This window comes from Chondromyces apiculatus DSM 436 (assembly GCF_000601485.1).
GTDB classification, from domain to species: domain Bacteria; phylum Myxococcota_A; class Polyangia; order Polyangiales; family Polyangiaceae; genus Chondromyces; species Chondromyces apiculatus.
Genome location: NZ_ASRX01000034.1, coordinates 44,191 through 61,848, shown reverse-complemented (window position 1 = coordinate 61,848; position 17,658 = coordinate 44,191). Strand labels below are relative to the sequence as shown.

The following is a 17,658-nucleotide window of genomic DNA, read 5'->3' as shown; positions in this document are numbered from 1 at the left end:
CCTCGGGGTCAGGCCGGGTGCTCCTCCACCTGGCTCGGATCGTGGCTGCGCAGGTAGCCGAGGTTCACGGCGTTCACCACCGCATGGGCGAGCAGCGGACCGACGAGGGAACCGGTGAGCGCGAAGATCGCCCCGAGCGCCACGCCGACGAGCGCCGCCCAGCCGATCCATACCCAGCGGCTCGGCCCCTTGATCTGGTGCGCCATGCCGAAGATCACGGCGCTCGGCAACACGCCGAGAAGCGGGGTCACCAGGCCTCTGAAGAGCAGCTCCTCGCCCAGGCTCGACAGCCCCGCGAGCAGCAGGATCTGCCCCACCGAGAGGTCCCGCGCGACGGGCCGCAGATCCTCGTGAAGCTGGCGCGCCCAGCGGAAGCGCGGCACGGAGACGCGGGTCGCCACGACCATCAGCAGCGCCAGCACGAGGCCGAGCAGCGCGCTGGTGGCGAGCGCGCCGAGGCTGCTCATCGCGATCCAGGGGCTCGGGTGCTCCCACGGGAGCCCATCGCGGAAGACCAGCGTGAGTGCGACCGCGAACGCCGAAAGAACTGCATACCCGCCGGCAGCCTGCAGGGTCGCGGTCGACCGCGTGGCTCCCGACCACCGCCGAGGCATGGGAGCATCCTGTCACATCACCCCTGCACCGTGAAGATGGCGACCGTCACCCCCTCGGCGGACGTCCCCGGCCTTGAACCACTGGCCGTGGAGGGACAACCGGGTTACGCCGTCCACCGACATGCACGCGACGGTCATCCTGTTCCCGGGCTCCAATGCGGACGCCGAGATGGTCCGCACGTTGCGCGACGTCCTCCAGGTCAGGACGTCGATCGCCTGGCACCGCGATGCGGAGCTGCCCGCGGGGACCGATCTCTGCGCGATCCCGGGAGGGTTCTCGTACGGCGACTATCTCCGTGCGGGCGCCATTGCGCGCGTCAGCCCGATCGTCGCCGCCATCCGCCGCCACGCCGAGCGCGGCGGGCTCGTGCTGGGCGTCTGCAATGGCTTCCAGATCCTGACGGAGGCGGGCCTCCTGCCCGGCGCGCTCACGCGCAACGCGCACCTGCGCTTCGAGTGCCGCGACGTTCACGTCACCCCGCAGGCGGAAGGTCCCTTCCTGACCGGCCTGCCGCGCGTGCTCCGGCTGCCCATCGCCCACGCCGAGGGGCGCTACCAGGCGAGCCCGGAGACGCTGCGCGCGCTGGAAGAGAGCCGCTCCATCGCGTTCCAGTACTGCGACCGGGAAGGGCGGATCGGCAGGACCCCCGACGAAGCCCCCTGGACCGAGGCGAACCCCAACGGATCGACGCTGAGCATCGCCGGCATCCAGGGCGGACCGCGGCGCAACGTGCTCGGGCTGATGCCGCACCCGGAGCGGATGAGCGAGGACTTTCAGGGAGGCGCCGACGGGCGCAGCCTGTTCGACGCTGCCGTGCGCAGCGCTGCGGAGACCATGGCGCCCGCAGAGATCACGGGCGACGCAGGGGGCGCGTGAGCACCGCGTCCACCCAGCGCTGTGGCGCCTGCGGCGCGGACGTGCCTCCGGGAGCCGACAGGTGCCCCCGCTGCGGCACCAGCCAGCACATGGATCTGTGCCCGCACTGCGGCGCCACCAGCGGCGTGACGGCAGACGCCGAGCTGCGCTTCCGCTGTGACGTGTGCGGCGGTCCCCGCATCCCACCGTCGCCGCGCGGGGCGCGCTCGGGCAGCGAGGTTCCGGCGCTGCGCAAGGCCCAGGAGGCGGTGTCGGGGCGGAGCCGCGGGCGCGCCGGGGCCGTGGCGGGCGGGATCCTGCTCGGCGCCGACGTCCTCTTCCTGATCCTGTGGCTGATCATCGCCGGCGCAGGGCTTGGCTTCTTCCTCGCCAGCCTGTTCACCTTCGTCCCGCTCGCGCTCTTCACCGCCTGGGCCGTGGCTCGCGCACGCGCCAGGGGCCGCGAGATCGAACCGGCCCTCGATGCGGCGTGGCTCGCCGCAGCCACCGACGTCGCGGCCCGGAGCGAGGACACGCTGACCACCCGCGACCTCGCCAGGGACCTGAAGATCGAGCAAGCCCAGGCCGAGGAGCTCATGGCCCTGCTCGAGGTGAGCGATGTCGTGCGCAGCTCGGTGACCAGTGACGGAGACATGGTGTACTCGCAGCGCCTTCGCGTCGGAGGGGTGCCTGCGGCGACGGCGCCGATGACGACGCAGGCAACGGCGCCGGCGACGGCCTCCACCGCCGGCGCCCACGACGCGGCGCGGGCTGACGAGGCAGCGGTCGCTGCCGAAGAGGAAGCGCTCGCCGCCGAGGAAGCTGCGATGCAGGAACGGGGACGCGGAGCCGATGTCGACGCCTCAAAAAAGTGAGCGCCGCGATCGACGCGCGCTGACCCACGTCGGCGGCCCTGCGCGCCTGAACGGGCACCCCGAGTCGGCAGCGAAGCTCGCCGCCGCGCTCGACGTCGAGGGCGCGCTCACGGCCGAGGAAGCCGCGCGTGCCCACGTGCACGGCTTCCACAGCTACCCGGCGCGCATGCACCCGGTCACCGCCCGCCGCCTCGTCGAGTCGCTCTCCGCCCCTGGGACGCGGGTGCTCGACCCCTTCTGCGGCAGCGGCACGGTCCTCGTCGAGGCGCGCCTCGCCGGACGGACCGCACTCGGCGTCGACGCAAACCCCCTGGCGGTGCGCCTCGCCTGGCTCAAGGTGCGCGGCGTCGGCGAGGCGGAGCGCGACCATCTCGTCGCAGCCGCCCGTGAGGTGGCCGCGACCGCCGACGCACGCAGGCGCGCCCGCGCCGGGGCCAGCAAGCGGTACGGCCCCGAAGACACGGCCCTCTTCGATCCCCACGTCCTCCTGGAACTCGACGGGCTCCGCATGGGCCTCGACAAGATCGAGGACCAGCCCACGCGCGCCACCCTGGAGCTGGCCTTCTCCGCCATCCTCACCAAGGTGAGCCGCCGCGCTGCGGACACCGCCGCCCACGAGCTTCCCCGGCGCATCGCCGCCGGCTACCCCGCGCGCCTGCTCATCCGCAAAACCGAGGAACTCGTGGCCCGCCTCGCCGAGGTCGCGCCGGCGCTCTCCAGCGCGCCCCCCGCCACCGTGGACGCAGGAGACGCCCGCATTCTGCGCGGCATCGCGCCTGGCTCGGTCGATCTCATCGTCACCTCGCCCCCCTACCCCGGCGTCTACGACTACGTGGCGCACCACGAAGCCCGCCTCCGCTGGCTGCGCCTCCCCAGGGCTCCCTTCGAGGAAGCCGAGATCGGCGCCCGACGCCGGCTCGATCAGCTCGGCCCCGCCCAGGGCCTGGAGCGCTGGCACGCGGAACTCGGCGCAGTCCTCTCGGCCATGGCGCGCGTCCTCCACCCCGCAGGCAGCGCGGTGCTGCTCATCGCTGACAGCGTCCTCGCGGGCGAGCCGGTGTACGCCATCGATGCGCTCCGCGCCGCCGCCCCTGCCGCAGGCCTCGCCCTCTGCGCGGCCGCCTCCCAGGACCGCCCGCATTTTCACGCCCCCACGGCGCGCGCCTTCGCCCAGCGCCCCCGCGAGGAGCACGCCATCATGCTCGTCCACCGACAGGACTCCCCTCCCCGGGACCGCAGGAAATTGCACCCCCCGCGAGGTCCTGTGGCAGGGTCGAGGCGCCCCGGCAAACCATGAAGCGCTCCCTCTTTCTCCTCGGCGTCCTCGCCGCGCACCTCCTCCTGCCTGGCTGCGGAAGCGGCGAAAGCGCCCCTGCCAGCAACGACAAGACAGGCGCCCCCGCCTGCGACGCCTACGTGGCGCGCCTCGAAGCCTGCGCAGGTGCCGCGCCTGCCGACCTCCGCACTGCCCACGATGCTGCGATCCGCGAGGCGAGGGATCGCTTCGAGCACTCGGCCGACACCGCGGCCTCCGACACGGAGCGGGTGGCGCTCGAAGACACCTGCAAGCGCCTCACCGATGCGCTCTCCGGACGCCCCGGCTGTCCCTGAAACCCATTCGCGCTACCTTCCTGCCGTGCCCACCATCGCCTTCGAAGCTTCCACCCTCGGCCCGGCCATGTCCGTCGATGCGGATGGCCCCCTCGTCGACATCTGCGACAACGCCTGCGCGCCCGTCGACTTCTCCTGCCGCTCCGCGACCTGCGCGACGTGTCAGGTCAAGATCCTCGCCGGCGCCGAGTACCTCGAACCCCCGGGCTCCGACGAGAAGGACATGCTCTCGCTCCTCGGCGCACCCAAGAGCGATCGTCTCGCCTGTCAGGCCGTGGTCCGCCGCGGCCCGGGGTTGATCAAGCTCCGCTGGGTCGGCGACAACGCCTGACCCTCCTCCATCCCCTGCTCACCAGCGGACGCGCATCGCATCCCCCACCGGCGGAGGCGATGCTCGCCCCTCATCGACCGACGCGCACCGCGCCTCTCACCGAGATCAGCGCGCTGGATCGGCTTTCGCGACGCTGGCCACCGCGACGTTGGTCTTCGCCACGCTGGTCTTCGTCACGCTGGTCTTCGCCATGCTGGCCTTCGCCACGCTGGCCTCCTCGGTGCTGGCCTTCGCCGAGCTGGCCTCGGCGCCCCACCCTGCGGGTTGAGCCCCCGTCAGCTTCATCTGCTGCGGGCCGCCCTGCATGAACCAGCCGGTGGGCAGCAGCGCCCCTGACATCCACACGGCCCCCACGACCACGGAGAGGAGCTGCCCTGCCCAGAGCTGACCCACGAGAAGGCTCAGCACCACCACGTCGAGCCCTGGCGACACCGGACCCAGCACCAGCGCCTTCCGGCGCAGCGCTTCAGCCTCTGCGTCGTGCCCTTCTGCCTGCACCGCGCTGGCCTTCGACCGGTAGTGCCCCGCGACCACGGCGCGCCCCACCACGAAGAGCAGCGAGAGCGCCAGCACCCCCCCGGCGGACAGATGGCTGCTCCACAGCCCGGGCGCAGGAGGCTGAATCTGCACGTGGCAGAACAGCCCCAGATAAAGGAGCACGACCCCGACCCACGCTCCCGCCTCGCCCTTCGCGCGCGCGAGATCAGCCGTCAAGGCGGGTGGCGCGCCCTCCTGCTGCCGCGCCTCGTCCAGCGCGACGCGCGCGCGCCCCACAATTGTGCGCAGCTCGAAGGCCAGCCCCGCTGCGACGAGGAAGCGCTCGTCGACGCGGCTCACCAGCAGCCCCGACGTGGCCCCGAGGAGCGCCGACACGAAGGTCAGGTGGTCGGGCATCACCCCTGTGGAGACAAGGCGCTGCGCGAGCCATCGGGCGACTGGTTCCCGGTACAGCACCCCCAGCGGATCCTCGACCCACTGCCTCCAGCCTCGGGGCGCGCCGCTGGCGGGTGCCGGGACGCTCGAAGGGCTATCGAAGGGGGCTGCGACCATGGGAAGAAGCCTGGGCGTCCGTGACGATGGCACGTCCGGTTCGGCGAGGACTCTAGGCCAGCCCCTTTCAAACACCAACTAGATTGAAGCGCACGCAACCGTGCCGGAATCATGCTCGCAATGCGAAACGAAAGGCGCACATTCTGCGAACTGCGTAATCACCTGCGCACTCTCCAGGCTCGATCCTGACAATTGCATGACCACCGACCACCCTTTTCATCATGAGCCCCACAGCGAGTCCGACGGCACATGGTGCGCGCTATCCTGCGCTCTCGTGACGCGCTCCCCCTTTCTCCTTGCGACCCTGCTCGTCGCGCTCACGGGCTGCGGCGGCGCCCAGATCGGCTCGGTGGGCGCCGTGCTCGGGCGGGACACCGAGACCCAGGCGGTCTACATCCGCGATGTGCCCGAAGGTCTCGCCGCCGAACGCGCAGGGCTCCTGCCGGGCGACGAGATCCTCATGATCGATGGCGTCTACGTGCGCACCCTCAACGCCAAGGATCTCCGCGCCCGCCTGAGGGGCGAGGTCGGCTCGACCGTGGAGCTCACGGTGGCCCGAGGCGCGGGCGTCGAGCGCATCCGGGTGGTCCGTGGCGCGCTGCGTGAGCGCTCCCCGGAAGCGCCTCGCGAGGAGCGCATCGAGCCCTGACGCTCCCGCGGTCAGCGCTCCTTGCATCAGCCCCGCGTCAGCCTGCGACAGCCTGCGTCAGCCCGCGACGAGCCGCTGTACTTCTGCGTAGTACCGGTCTGCGTAGAAGGAGAGCACGTCGACTGCGTCCCGCACTTCGCTGGGGTCGAGGTTCTCCAGGCGGTATTCCACGCTGAGGAGAATGTCTCCATCCTCATCAGAAGAGAACTTCGCCATGTTGAGCTCCCGGTTCAACCTCAGCAGCCGACGCGCCACGTCGTCCGCTGCATAGGAGTCGTCCGGCAGCCTGCCGAAGGGCAGCACGGCGAAGGTCACGAAGGGAGGAGAGACGTGCGCGTAGAGGTGGAACTTCTTCGTCGCGCCCTCGAATCCGCTGCGCAGCGTCACCGCGGAGAGCGCCTCGACCGGCCAGCCCTCCTGCTCCAGGCACGCTTTGATGTCCTCGACCCTCATCCGCGCCATCCTAACTCGGCCAACCGCCGCCAAGCGTGCCGCATTGCGACATGAATTGGGTTTCCTCGTACGACGTCAAACCAGGGGGCTCACCCTTCGGGGGGAGAAAAGAGGCACGGGACTGACATTGCGACATTGTGAGCGGATGAAACGATTTCCCCGGGCACGTGCGTCGGCCCTTTCGCCCCGCGCGATGCTCATGTCGCCCGGCGGCGCGAGAAGACGGAGAAGTCACGCGAAGCACGGCTGCACGGGCCTCTGCGGCTCCCCGGAACGGTGGGAGTGAGTGTATAGGGGGATCCTTGAGACTTATGAAAAATGATGGGAGGTCAGCGTGATGATGCGTAGAGCGATCGTTGTGCTCCTGGGAGCGTTGACGCTCCTCGTCGGGATCGCGCCGGAGGCGCGCGCCGACGATGCGAAGGCAGACAAGCTGAAGATAGGCACCCTCGCCCCGAAGAGCAGCCCCTGGGGCAAGGTGTTCTCGCTCTGGGAGAAGGCGGTGAGCGAGAAGAGCGGCGGCAAGCTCGAGCTGCAGTTCTTCTACAACGGCCAGCAGGGCGACGAGGGCGCCATGATCAGCAAGATGAAGGCTGGTCAGCTCGACGGCGCCGCGGTCACGGCCGTGGGCCTCAGCAAGGTGCACAAGGACATCGTCGCGCTGCAGATGCCCGGTCTGTTCACGACCTGGGCGAAGCTCGACGCTGCCCGTGACGCCCTCAAGGGTGACTTCGAGAAGGGCGTCGCGAAGGAAGGCTTCCAGATCCTGGGCTGGGGCGACGTCGGCCTCTACCGCACCATGACCAAGGGTTTCGCCCTCCGCACGCCCGAGAACATGAAGGGCCGCAAGCCCTACATGTGGCGCGACGACCTCATCCAGCCGACCTTCTACCAGGCCATCGGCGGCGTGACCCCGGTGCCCCTCAACATCCCCGAGGTGCTCCCCGGCCTGAACACCGGTTCCATCGACGTGCTCATCACCCCCTCCCTCGCGGCCGAGCAGTTCCAGTGGGCCTCGCGGCTCGACCACATCGGCGCCAACGTGGGCGGCACCGCGATCGGCGCCGTCATCATGGGCTCGAAGCGCCTCGACGCCCTCCCCGCGGACCTGCGCACCATCGTGAACGACACGGGCGCCGTCGCGGCCAAGGCGCTCACCGCGCGCATCCGCAACGAGGACGACGCCGCCTACAACCGGCTGAAGACGAAGATGACGGTGGTGGATCTCTCGGCCGACGAGACCGCCAAGTGGACCACCCTCTTCACGCAGGTCCGGCAGCGCCTCGCTCAGGGCACCTTCCCTGCCGACCTGGTGAACAAGCTCGAAGGCTTCGCGAAGTAAGCGGGAGGCGAGCGCCGGGAGAGCCGGAGTCCACGGCCTCCGCGGCGAGCCTCCGCAGCAATGACATCCCGGCGGCATGCGTGACATGACCGGCCGGTCCCGACGCCAGGGCGGTCCCGCTGCCCTGGCGTCGTCCGTTTGTGGTCCGCTCGTGGTCCGCTCGTGGTCCTCCGAGGCCCCTCGGCGTTCATCGTGCGTCCCTCGCGCGTTGACCTTGCCTGGAGGGCGAACTATTCGTTGACCTCCATTTCTCCGACCCGTATCTCCTCCGTCAAGGAACCTATGCGCCGCTACCAGTTCACTTCCGAGTCCGTCACCGAAGGACACCCTGACAAGGTGTGCGACCAGATCTCCGACGCCATCCTGGACGGGATCCTCGCGCAGGACCCCGCGGCGCGCGTCGCCTGCGAGACGCTGGTCAAGACGGGGATGGCCGTCGTCGCTGGCGAGATCACCACCTCTGCGTGGGTGGACATGCCCGAGGTCGTGCGCAGCACGATCAAGGACATCGGCTACACCGACTCTTCCATGGGCTTCGACTTCGCGACCTGCGCCGTCCTCACGGCCATCGAGAAGCAGTCGCCGGACATCTCCCAGGGCGTCACCGAGGGCCAGGGTCTCCACAAGGAGATGGGCGCCGGCGACCAGGGCCTGATGTTCGGGTTCGCGACCGACGAGACCCCCGAGCTGATGCCGGCCCCCATCACCTTCGCCCACCGCATGGCCCGCCGCCTCGCGGAGATGCGCCGCAGCAAGAAGCTCGACTGGCTCCGCCCCGACGGCAAGACCCAGGTCACCGTCGAGTACGAGGACCACACCCCCGTCCGGGTCAGCGCCATCGTCCTCTCCACGCAGCACGCCCCCGAGGTCAAGCACAAGACCATCGTCGAGGCGGCCCGCAGCCTGATCATCGACAAGGTGATCCCCGCGAAGCTCATCGACAAGCAGACCAAGATCTTCATCAACCCCACCGGGCGCTTCGTCGTGGGCGGCCCCTGCGGTGACGCTGGCCTCACCGGCCGCAAGATCATCGTCGACACCTACGGCGGCATGGGTCGCCACGGCGGCGGCGCCTTCAGCGGCAAGGACCCGAGCAAGGTCGATCGCTCCGCCTGCTACTACGCGCGTTACGTCGCCAAGAACATCGTCGCGGCCAAGCTCGCCTCTCGCTGCGAGGTCCAGATCGCGTACGCCATCGGCGTCGCCCAGCCTGTCGGCGTGCACGTCAGCACCTTCGGCACGGGCCGCATCGACGAGCAGATCATCGAGAAGTACGTGATGGACAACTTCGACATGCGCCCCAAGGCCATCATCGAGCAGCTCGACCTGCTCAAGCCCATCTACCGGAAGACCGCCGCCTACGGTCACTTCGGCCGCGACGAGTTCACCTGGGAGAAGACCGAGCGCGCCGCCAAGATGGCCGACGACCTCCTCCGGCCCATCTCGTCCCCCGTGCCCGCCAAGGTCGCCACGAAGAGTGGCGGCGCAAAGGGCGGCTCCAAGAGCGGCGGCTCCAAGGCCGCAAGCCCCAAGGCCGCGGACACCAAGGCCTCGAAGAAGAAGGGCAAGAAGGACAGCCGCACGGACGCCTGAGCGCGCCCCCCGCACGAGGAGCGCCGGCACCCCGGACCATCCGGTGGTGCCGGTTCTCTTTTGTGCTCAGTGTCCGGACACGCTGCGCGCCCGCGACGCCAGCGAGACCAGCGCGTCGAGCGTCGCGCCATCCATCACCACCGCCTCCGGTTCGCGGAGCGCCGGTTCCCCTCCCCCACCGCCCCGCAGCTCCCCGCCACCTGCACGCCTTGCACCGCGCCCGATCGCGTCCAGCACCCACGTCCCGGTGAGCATGTCGCCCCCGACCCAGACCTGAACGCCACGCTCTTCTGCTGCGCCAGTCTCCACTGCGCCAGTCTCCACTGCGCCAGTCTCCACTGCGCCAGTCTCCACTGCGCCACCACCCGCCGCGCCATCACCTGCCCCGCCGCCCCCACCCCCGGGAAGCGCAGCCGCCTCGATCCAGCCAATGGGCGCCCGCTCGATCATGAACGGACCACTCCCTGGAGCTGCCGGCTCGAACGCCCCGCTCACCACCCTCTGCCGCCCCACCCCTGCCGCGGTCACGGCCTCCTCCACCGCACGCAGCGCATCTCCCCCGCGCTCGCCTCCCGCGCTCTCTCCCTGGGCCCCCTCCCCCACCGCGTCCATGCATGCGCGCAGCAGCGCCTCGATCGACGTCCCCGCTGGCAGCACCTCGACCAGCGCGGCGGGCGCCTTGCCGAGCCACCGATCCACCGCCTGCTCCTCCGGCGCGAGCACCGCCTCTGGCAACGCCGCGGGCACCTCGTACCCCGCCCACACCTCCAGCACCGCGGCCCCGTCCGGCGCCGTCTCCACCGCCAGCACCGCCGCGGGCCGGTGCTTCACCGAGATCCACTCCCGCCCGAAGTAGCGCCCGATGGCCCCTGCCCTCCCGAACCCCTTCAGAAACCCCCGCACGTTGCGGTTCAGCAGCGTCCGCGCCGTCGCGTCCGGCGCGAGCGCTGCCACGTGCGGCAGGGCCAGCGCCCACATCACCCCGCGCTGCCCGAGGTACACCGCGGTCCCGGTGGTCGCGCGCCGCATCACGGGGATCCCCGCTGCCGCGCACCTGCCGAGATCCACGACCCGCCCCGCCCGCTGCGCGGCTCCCAGCAGGATGGCCGGCCCCTCCACCACGCTCCCCGCCATCCACGGCACCCCCTCCTCGCGCGCCCGCTGGAGCAGCACGGGGGCCAGCGAGATCGCCTCACCCAGAGATCGGCCCGAACCAGGGAGGTAGCGCACGAACCTCGACCCTCACCTACCCACGCACGTCCACCGCGCGCATCCACCCGCGCCGGATCCTGCGTGAGCCCCTCTCACCATGCCAGGATCGTGCGTCTCCCGCGAGCTGCATTGGTTCGCTCACCACCTTCATGTAAAACTTCCATGACCCACGGCTCACGGACGATCTGCGCCCGACGAGCCCTGACCTGTGCGGAGGTGCCATGCAGAACCGGATCCTCGTTCCCCTGACGATCGCGCTCGTGGCGGCATCCCTCCAGGGAGGCTGCCTCACGAACACCCTGCCCATCAACACCGGAGGCGGCGGCGGTGATGGCGGACAGGGAGGAGACCCCAACGGACAGGGCGGCTCCGTCATTGGCGAGGGTGGCGCTGGCGGTGACGGCGGACAGGGCGGCGCTGGCGGCGCTGGCGGTGACGGCGGCGACGGCGGCGACGGCGGCGACGGCGGACAGGGCGGTGCTGGCGTCGGCGGTGCTGGCGGCACCACCGGCACCGATGCGTGTCCCGGCGACGCCTTCGAGCTCGCCATCGGCGCGGGCGTCTCGCTGCCTGGCACCACCCTGGGCCTCACCGACGACGACACCTCCTACTGCGGGACCGGCACCGGCTCTGGCCCCGACGCCTACTACACCCTGACGGCCCTCGCATCGGGCACCCTCACCGTCAGCCTCGCCAGCGCGGGCGACCTCAATGGCGTCCTCTACGCGCAGGAGACCTGCGGCGACCAGAGCTTCTACTGCAGCGACAAGGGCGATGGCGGCGAGAGCTTCTCCTTCGCGGCCGAGGAAGGCACCGCCTACACCATCGTGGTCGACGGGCGCGACCAGACGGCGGGCGACTACGTCCTCTCCGCCGAGCTCACGCCCCCCCTGTGCGGCGACGGCGTGATCAACGCGCCCCTCGAAGACTGCGACTTCGGCGACACCAACCCTGGCGATGGCTGCGACGCCACCTGCCAGTTCGAGGTCCCCACGGACAGCTCCGACGCCTGCCCGGGCCAGGTCTACCAGGTTGGCACGACCCCCGTGGTCATCTCCTCGTACACCACCGGCTACACCGACGACTACACCTCGTGCGGCGCGCAGCCAGGCTCGCCGGATCGCGTCTTCGCGCTCTTCACCCAGGCCAGCGGCACCATGACCATCCGCCTGCCGAACCTCGGCCCCCCGCCTCCCGACGGCAACTCGGGGTTCGACGGCGTGCTCGCCGTGTGGCAGGGCTCCTGCGACGCAGGCGACCCAGCCGCAGCCTCCTATCTCGGCTGCTCCGACGGCGCCAACGCCACCGACGAGGAGGTGCTCACCTTTACCGTCTCCCCGGGGGCCCTCTACTTCGTCGTCGTCGACGGCTACGCCAGCTACAGCCTCGGCAACTTCCAGCTCACCGTCTCCATCAACTGAAGCGCCCAGCTCCGTCGGTCAGCGCTCCGCCCCTCCCTGCCACAGCGCACCTGCCCAGGGATCCTTCCCCCGGTGCCGCAGGTGGTACTGCGCCGTCCCCACCGCGCCGAGCGCCAGCGCCGCGACGCCGCGCCCTGGCGCGTCTGCGAGCATCCGCACCCCGAGCCGCGCCAGGGGCCCGTGAGGGTCCCGCCGGAACACCGCGAGCGCCGGACTGCCCGTCCACCGCGGCAACGCCGGCAGCGGCTCCAGCGCCGTGCACATCGCGGCTGCCACCTCGTCCCCCGCCTCCTGCGCCAGCCAGGACAGCGCGACCCACGACACCCCTGCGAGCCCTGCCGCCCGCGCGTGCTCCGCGAACCCCTCCGGAGAGCCTGCCCAGCGCCGGATCGCGCGCCCCAGCTCCCGCTGCCGCAGCGCAGCCCGCAGCGCCAGCTTGTCGAGCACCGCGTCGACCAGCAGCACCAGCAAGTGATCGCGCCCTCCGAGCATCCGGAACGGCGCCGCCGTCACCCGCCCGTCCTGCACCACCTCGGCGCGCGCCAGCATCGCCTCCGCGCTCACCCGACAGAGCCCGGGGGGCCCCACCGACGCCCGCACGTCCACCGGCAACCCCGGCGGCACCACCACGTTCACCGTGAAGAGCTGCCGCGAATCGTGCACCAGCCGGTAGCCACGCTCCCGCGCCATGGCCTCCACCCCCGCCAGATCTCGCCTCCCCACCAGCACGTCCACATCGCCGAACGGCCGCTCCAGCGGCTCCTCGTAGAGCAACGCGCTCGTCACCACCCCCTTGATGGGTGCGGCCGCGATGCCCCTTTCGGCCAGCGCCCCGAGCACCTCCCCTGCCGCCTCCCGCAGCCGCGTATCCACCAGGAGCCGTGCTCCTACTGCCGCCGCTGCCGCTGCCTTCGTCGCCGCCGCCGTCACCGTCGCAGCTCCGCCCTCGCCTGCCCTGCGAGCCGCGCGGCTCCTGCGCCCACCCGCCGCACCGCCACCCAACCTGTCCGCAGTGACGCCCTCACCACCGACCTCGCCGGCACGAGCAGGGGCCCTCGCCGCACCACCGTCGCCCGCCCGAGCACGTCCTCTGCGGCCACCGGCGCGTCGCGCTCCAGCAGCGCATCTCCCCAGCAGATCACCTCACCCCCGGCCTCCACCCGCACCACCCGATGGGTCACCACGGTCGCGCCCCGCCGGAACATCACCAGCTCTCCCGGGGACAGCGCCCTCGCCGCGCAGGGCACCACGGACAGCAACGACCCCTCGGGCGCCGCGGGCCACATGCTCGCCCCCCGCATCTCCACGAAGAACGGCCCTGACCGCTCCCGCAGCGCATCCCAGAGCGCGAGCAGCGCCGCCATCGACCGCTGCACTTCGGGGGGATGTCCTGCCGACCTGCCCATGGACGCCGCTACGCAGCCCCGCAACCGGGTAGGACTTCGTTTCCCAGACTCGTCCCTGGTCCTCGCCTCGGCGTTCGAGCGAAGCCACGGGGGTAGCGACCATCGGGAGCGTAGGGGCCGCGAGGCCCCTGAGCCAGGGTACGCAGTACCTAGCAGCCCTGGCCTGGGAGGACGGGGGCCTTTGTCCCCAGGGTGATCGGGGCGAAGCCTCCGCCGATCTCGATGGCTGGGGGTGCGTAAGGCTTCCGGAGCTTCCTCTCGCCTGCCCTGCTGGAAGAGCCCTCGGTGGGCGAAGGAGACCCGACCTCGGCGGGGCTCGCAGTGGACACGTCATCGACCTTCATGGCGCCACCTCTCCCCGGGAGCGTACATCATTGCGGCTGCCCCGCGCGGCTCACGTCGCACCAGCCGCTCGGCCGGGATGATCCCCACCATCTCCTTCAGACGTGCCCGGCTCGGCCGCACCCATGGAAACTGCTGGGCGCGTGCCTCGTCCTCGGCCGTCAGCACATCGCGCGCGGGACGGAGACCCCCTTCGCCGACCTGCTCGAACGGACCCACGCCCGCATCCCGACGGGCTGCCTCCGCGTCCACGGCGGGCAGCCGCTCGAGCGGCCCCACCTCCACCTCGTACCGGATCATGGCCCGCGCGCAGGCAGACGGCTGCGGCCCCAGCAGATCGCCCGACTCGAAGGCTGCCGAACCGTGGCAGCGGCTGCACCACGACAGCAGCGCGCAGTCCCTGCACCCGTGCAGATCGGCCCAGCTCACCTGCGACAGAAACTGGAACGCCTCTCCTTGCGCGGCCGCCGCGATGCCCGCAGCGCCCACCGCCTCCGCCTCGTCTCCTTCGCCTGTCGCCCTGCGCCGACCCAGCTCCAGCGGGATGTGCGTGCACGGACGCACCGACCCGTCTGCGTGCACCGTGATGCTCGACGAACATGCCCCGCAGGGCGCCTCCCCGAGCTTCTCCTCCCGCCCCCTCACCGCCTCCCCGCGTGCGGCGCGTGCTGCTACTGCGCGCAGGTAGCCCTCGAGCTGCTCCCGTGTCGGCTCCACCGCGAGCGACGCCAGGCTCCCGTCTTCCTTCGCGGTGATCCCGCTCTCCACCTCCAGCGCGCACCCCAGCGACGCCGCCAGCGCCTCCAGCCGGCTCGCTGGCGCCGAGCAGAGCCGGGTCAACGGCACCACCATCACCACCCCGATCCCCCGGCCCACGAGCCGGTGGATGGCCCCCGTCGTCCGCGCGAATGACCCTGGCACCCGCGTCACTGCGTCGTGCTCTGCCGCCACGTCCGAGTACACGCTGATCCGCGCCCGCCACACCCCCACCTCTGCCATCACCTCCACCAGCGCGTCGCCGAGCGCGTACCCGTTGCTCTGCAGGATGATCGCGAACCCCCGCCGCCGCGCCGCGCGCAGGATCTCTGGCAGATCGTGCCGCAGCGTCGCCTCGCCCCCGCTGAACGACACGATCAGCACCCCGAGGTGCTGCAGCTCCTCCAGCACCCCCTCGATCTCGCCGAGGGACATCTCCCCCTTCTGACCGTGCACCTGGTAGCAGTGCTGGCAGGCGTGGTTGCACACGTCGGACACCAGGATCTGCGCCGTCAGCGGCAGCCCCCCGGACGCCTTCTGGCTCAGCTCGAAGCCCGCCCCCATCGCCCTTCACCCCGCGGCCGACGGCCGGCTCCGCAGCATCCCCCGCGCCTCCAGCGCCTCCACGAAGCGCTCCACGTCGGCCTGCGCCACCGCGTGCTCCACCTCGAATGCGTCCACCACTGCGTCCACGATGGCGTCGAGCGACCGCCCGTCTGCGAGCTGCCAGACCAGCGAGCCCACCTCGTTCAGCGTCTGGATCGCGGGCGATGACGGCGCCACCAGCACCACCACCCCGTCCAGCACGCGGAAGGCCACGTTCGGCGCCCGCTCGACCTGCCGCGCTCCCCGCCCTGCCTGCCCGCGCTCTTCTCTCATGACCCCTGCTCCCCGAGCTTGAGGGCCGCCTGCCGACGCGTCCACAGGGAACGGCGCCACCTCGCCCAGCGCCTCGATCCACCGCCTCACTTCCGGCGAGAGCGCCCCCTGTGCCGGCACCTCCAGCACCCCGAGCGGCACCGCGCACAGCCGCCCCACCGCCTTGAGCAGCCCCTCCACCTCGCCTGGCGGAGGCCCCAGCGCGATCACCGCCTCCACCCACGCCCGCACCGGATCTCCGTGCTCCAGCACCTGGACGCACGCCGCCCCCTTCTGCACCAGCGCCCCGCCCCGGCAGCGCGCCACCTCCCCTGCCCCGCGCAAGGGCCCTCTGCCGGCCCGCTCGAAGGGCAACCGGTGCAGCACCGGCGGCGACGCCTTCGTCTCGATCGCGATCAGATCATCCGACAGCCGCCGCAGCCCCTCTCGCCCCAGCCGGCGCGCTGTCGTCGTCTTCCCGGCCCCTGACGCGCCGAGCAGCACCACCGCGTCTCCCCCGTGCGCCACCGCCGCCGCGTGCAGCACCAGCACCCCGCGTCGCGCCAGCGCCAGCGTCATCAGCGCGCGCACCGCGGCCTCCACGGATCCCCGCGGCCGCGCCTCATCGAACGTCCCCTCCCCCCGCAGCGCGTCTCCCTCCACCTCCAGCGCCATCTCCACCCCGTTTGCGCGCAGCTCCCCGCGCCGCGGCCCCGCCCAGCGTGTCGCAGCCGCCACCAGCGCCGATGCCGGAAACCCCACCTCTCCGGAGGATGCCCTCAAGATCACCGCGACCTCGGTCCCTGCAGCAGCGCCCCGGCCCTCCTCGTCGCGCCCTGCCGACCAGCGCGCGCCGAGCGCTTCACGGTGCTCGGACGAGACACCTTCCAGCGCCACGCTCAGACGGAGACCGAGCGACGGCAGCGCGACGACGAGCGGCTCCCCGGATACGCCCTTCATCTGCGCCACCGCCCCTCGTCACCCGCCTTCACCGCCACTGCATCACCTCGCCTCCGTCGCCGGTTCTGGAAGGTGCCCCGACATTCCGACCCGACCGAACTCCGGAATGGATCAAACGATCGATTGGACGATCGATCAACCGATCGACGCCTCACCCGTCCCCCTGTGACCTCAAGGTCGACCCGAACGCGACGCCCTTGTGGTACGACAGCCGCCGACGCCACTGGCCGTGTCCGAGCTGGCACCCCGTCCGACGACTCCGAGCGCGCGCGGAGGCCTTCATGACGGGCGCCGCCTGACCGGGTAGCCGCAAGATTCGCAGTTCGTCACGACAACCCGAACCGAGGAGTCACGCATCATGGCCACCGAGACCGTGCAGACCACGCAGACCAAGCAGCCCGGGAAGACTGAGATCAAGGAAGAGATCAAGACCGAGACCAAGGAGGGCGTGAAGGTCGAGACCAAGCGCGAGGTCAAGACCGAGACCAAGCCCGAGCCGACCGATCCCTTCTCCCGCGTGGGTCGTGCCGAAGCGATCATCCAGCGCAACTTCATCTGGTCGCTCGGCGCTGGCGCCATCCCCCTGCCCATCGTCGACGTCGCCGCGGTCCTGGCCGTCCAGCTCAAGATGCTCAAGGAGCTGTCGAACCTCTACGGTCTGCCCTTCTCGTCCTCCATCGCGAAGAAGATTGTCTACTCCCTCCTCTCCAGCGTCGGCGGCGTGGGCCTCGGCGCCCTGATCGGCGCGGGCCTCGCCAAGGCCGTGCCCACCGTCGGCACCGCGCTCGGCGTCATCGCCGTTCCCATCTTCGCGGGCGCCTTCACCCACGCCACGGGCCGCGTCTTCCTGATGCACTTCGAGTCTGGCGGCACCTTCCTCGACTTCAACCCCCACACCATGCGCGCGCACTTCCGGCAGGAGTTCGAGAAGGCCAAGGAGACTGCGGCCCAGGCTCACGCGGCCGGCGCGCACACGACTGCCACGCACACGACGGTCACGACTTCGGCCCCGGCTGCCGCCAAGGCCACCTGATCGAGCCGCCCGATGGACCTGACACCGTTCTTCACCTATGGCCTCCCCGTCCTCACGGTCCTCGCCGTGGGACTGGTGGGGAGCACGCGACGGATCGGGTTCTGGCTGGCGATCCTCATCACGGTCCTCTTGATCCCCCTCCTGACCATCTTCGCGCCCATCGGCGGCTTCGTCGTGGCCCTCATCTCCGGGCCCAGCAAGCGCGAGCGCAAGAAGGCCGTCAAGAAGGCGGAACAGACCGCGTGACGGCGCTACACGAGGCGAGCGCCGGAGCCCCTGCGGGCTTCCGGCCTTGC

Annotated in this window: 20 protein-coding genes; 11 read left to right on the top strand and 9 right to left on the bottom strand. The window is 71.1% G+C overall.

Annotated elements, in window-relative coordinates; genetic code table 11:
* Positions 1 to 8 precede the first annotated feature (8 nt).
* Positions 9 to 614 (bottom strand): CPBP family intramembrane glutamic endopeptidase, encoded by a 606-nt coding sequence (locus CAP_RS22045; protein WP_044244280.1) that lies wholly within the window; start codon positions 612 to 614, stop codon positions 9 to 11.
* A 121-nt stretch (positions 615 to 735) separates the two neighbouring features.
* On the opposite strand from CAP_RS22045, the gene purQ reads away from it, so the two are divergent.
* From purQ to CAP_RS22020, 5 genes are read left to right on the top strand one after another with little or no spacing between them, the layout of a single operon-like run.
* Positions 736 to 1,491: a phosphoribosylformylglycinamidine synthase subunit PurQ gene (gene purQ, locus CAP_RS22040; RefSeq protein WP_044244277.1), complete on the top strand. Its 756-nt coding sequence runs from the start codon at positions 736 to 738 to the stop codon at positions 1,489 to 1,491.
* On the top strand, positions 1,488 to 2,345 hold the full coding sequence (locus CAP_RS22035) for a zinc ribbon domain-containing protein (protein WP_044244275.1): 858 nt from the start codon (positions 1,488 to 1,490) through the stop codon (positions 2,343 to 2,345). Before purQ ends, CAP_RS22035 begins: the two co-directional genes overlap by 4 nt.
* Entirely contained in the window at positions 2,323 to 3,642 is a 1,320-nt protein-coding gene (locus tag CAP_RS22030; protein WP_044244272.1) for a DNA methyltransferase, read from the top strand. Before CAP_RS22035 ends, CAP_RS22030 begins: the two co-directional genes overlap by 23 nt.
* Entirely contained in the window at positions 3,639 to 3,956 is a 318-nt protein-coding gene (locus CAP_RS22025) for a hypothetical protein (RefSeq protein ID WP_052375645.1), read from the top strand. Before CAP_RS22030 ends, CAP_RS22025 begins: the two co-directional genes overlap by 4 nt.
* A 25-nt stretch (positions 3,957 to 3,981) precedes the next feature.
* Positions 3,982 to 4,287 (top strand): 2Fe-2S iron-sulfur cluster-binding protein, encoded by a 306-nt coding sequence (locus CAP_RS22020; protein WP_044244270.1) that lies wholly within the window; start codon positions 3,982 to 3,984, stop codon positions 4,285 to 4,287.
* A gap of 105 nt (positions 4,288 to 4,392) precedes the next feature.
* Here the strand turns inward: CAP_RS22020 and CAP_RS22015 are convergent, their stop codons facing one another.
* The gene (locus tag CAP_RS22015; protein WP_044244268.1) at positions 4,393 to 5,337 is read right to left on the bottom strand and encodes a hypothetical protein; all 945 of its coding nucleotides are present in this window, start codon (positions 5,335 to 5,337) and stop codon (positions 4,393 to 4,395) included.
* A gap of 274 nt (positions 5,338 to 5,611) precedes the next feature.
* Between CAP_RS22015 and CAP_RS22010 the strand changes: the two genes are divergently transcribed.
* A complete protein-coding gene (locus tag CAP_RS22010) occupies positions 5,612 to 5,986 on the top strand; it encodes a PDZ domain-containing protein (RefSeq protein ID WP_231511613.1) in 375 nt (124 codons plus the stop codon).
* A 57-nt stretch (positions 5,987 to 6,043) separates the two neighbouring features.
* Here the strand turns inward: CAP_RS22010 and CAP_RS22005 are convergent, their stop codons facing one another.
* Positions 6,044 to 6,439: a T3SS (YopN, CesT) and YbjN peptide-binding chaperone 1 gene (locus CAP_RS22005; protein WP_231511612.1), complete on the bottom strand. Its 396-nt coding sequence runs from the start codon at positions 6,437 to 6,439 to the stop codon at positions 6,044 to 6,046.
* 337 nt (positions 6,440 to 6,776) lie between these two features.
* Between CAP_RS22005 and dctP the strand changes: the two genes are divergently transcribed.
* Complete coding sequence (gene dctP, locus CAP_RS22000) at positions 6,777 to 7,781, top strand: TRAP transporter substrate-binding protein DctP (protein WP_081865139.1); 1,005 nt, start codon at positions 6,777 to 6,779, stop codon at positions 7,779 to 7,781.
* A 282-nt stretch (positions 7,782 to 8,063) separates the two neighbouring features.
* On the top strand, positions 8,064 to 9,374 hold the full coding sequence (gene metK / locus CAP_RS21995) for a methionine adenosyltransferase (protein ID WP_044244260.1): 1,311 nt from the start codon (positions 8,064 to 8,066) through the stop codon (positions 9,372 to 9,374).
* A 66-nt stretch (positions 9,375 to 9,440) separates the two neighbouring features.
* On the opposite strand, the gene CAP_RS55050 is transcribed toward metK, so the two are convergent.
* Positions 9,441 to 10,604, bottom strand: coding sequence for a lipoyl protein ligase domain-containing protein (locus tag CAP_RS55050; RefSeq protein ID WP_052375644.1), 1,164 nt, complete (start codon positions 10,602 to 10,604; stop codon positions 9,441 to 9,443).
* A gap of 203 nt (positions 10,605 to 10,807) precedes the next feature.
* Between CAP_RS55050 and CAP_RS50760 the strand changes: the two genes are divergently transcribed.
* Positions 10,808 to 12,007, top strand: coding sequence for a hypothetical protein (locus CAP_RS50760; RefSeq protein WP_052375643.1), 1,200 nt, complete (start codon positions 10,808 to 10,810; stop codon positions 12,005 to 12,007).
* Between the two features lie 18 nt (positions 12,008 to 12,025).
* Here the strand turns inward: CAP_RS50760 and CAP_RS21980 are convergent, their stop codons facing one another.
* The 5 genes from CAP_RS21980 to CAP_RS21960 form a co-directional block, all read right to left on the bottom strand.
* Entirely contained in the window at positions 12,026 to 12,937 is a 912-nt protein-coding gene (locus CAP_RS21980) for a nucleotidyltransferase family protein (RefSeq protein WP_044244257.1), read from the bottom strand.
* Positions 12,934 to 13,413, bottom strand: coding sequence for a hypothetical protein (locus CAP_RS52475; RefSeq protein ID WP_197041302.1), 480 nt, complete (start codon positions 13,411 to 13,413; stop codon positions 12,934 to 12,936). Before CAP_RS52475 ends, CAP_RS21980 begins: the two co-directional genes overlap by 4 nt.
* A 149-nt stretch (positions 13,414 to 13,562) precedes the next feature.
* Positions 13,563 to 13,757 carry a hypothetical protein gene (locus tag CAP_RS52470; RefSeq protein ID WP_044244253.1) on the bottom strand — a complete coding sequence of 65 codons (195 nt, stop codon included), beginning with the start codon at positions 13,755 to 13,757 and terminating at the stop codon, positions 13,563 to 13,565.
* Positions 13,744 to 15,075, bottom strand: a complete 1,332-nt coding sequence (locus tag CAP_RS21965; protein WP_044244252.1) for a radical SAM protein — start codon at positions 15,073 to 15,075, stop codon at positions 13,744 to 13,746. The genes CAP_RS52470 and CAP_RS21965 overlap by 14 nt, the downstream gene beginning before the upstream one ends.
* Positions 15,076 to 15,081: 6 nt before the next feature.
* Entirely contained in the window at positions 15,082 to 16,329 is a 1,248-nt protein-coding gene (locus tag CAP_RS21960; RefSeq protein ID WP_156041029.1) for a PqqD family protein, read from the bottom strand.
* A gap of 358 nt (positions 16,330 to 16,687) precedes the next feature.
* Here CAP_RS21960 and CAP_RS21955 point away from each other — a divergent pair, with 358 nt between their 5' ends.
* Both CAP_RS21955 and CAP_RS21950 read left to right on the top strand, forming a co-directional pair.
* On the top strand, positions 16,688 to 17,362 hold the full coding sequence (locus tag CAP_RS21955; RefSeq protein WP_052375642.1) for a YcjF family protein: 675 nt from the start codon (positions 16,688 to 16,690) through the stop codon (positions 17,360 to 17,362).
* A 12-nt stretch (positions 17,363 to 17,374) separates the two neighbouring features.
* The gene (locus tag CAP_RS21950; RefSeq protein WP_044244247.1) at positions 17,375 to 17,608 is read left to right on the top strand and encodes a hypothetical protein; all 234 of its coding nucleotides are present in this window, start codon (positions 17,375 to 17,377) and stop codon (positions 17,606 to 17,608) included.
* Positions 17,609 to 17,658: the final 50 nt, after the last annotated feature.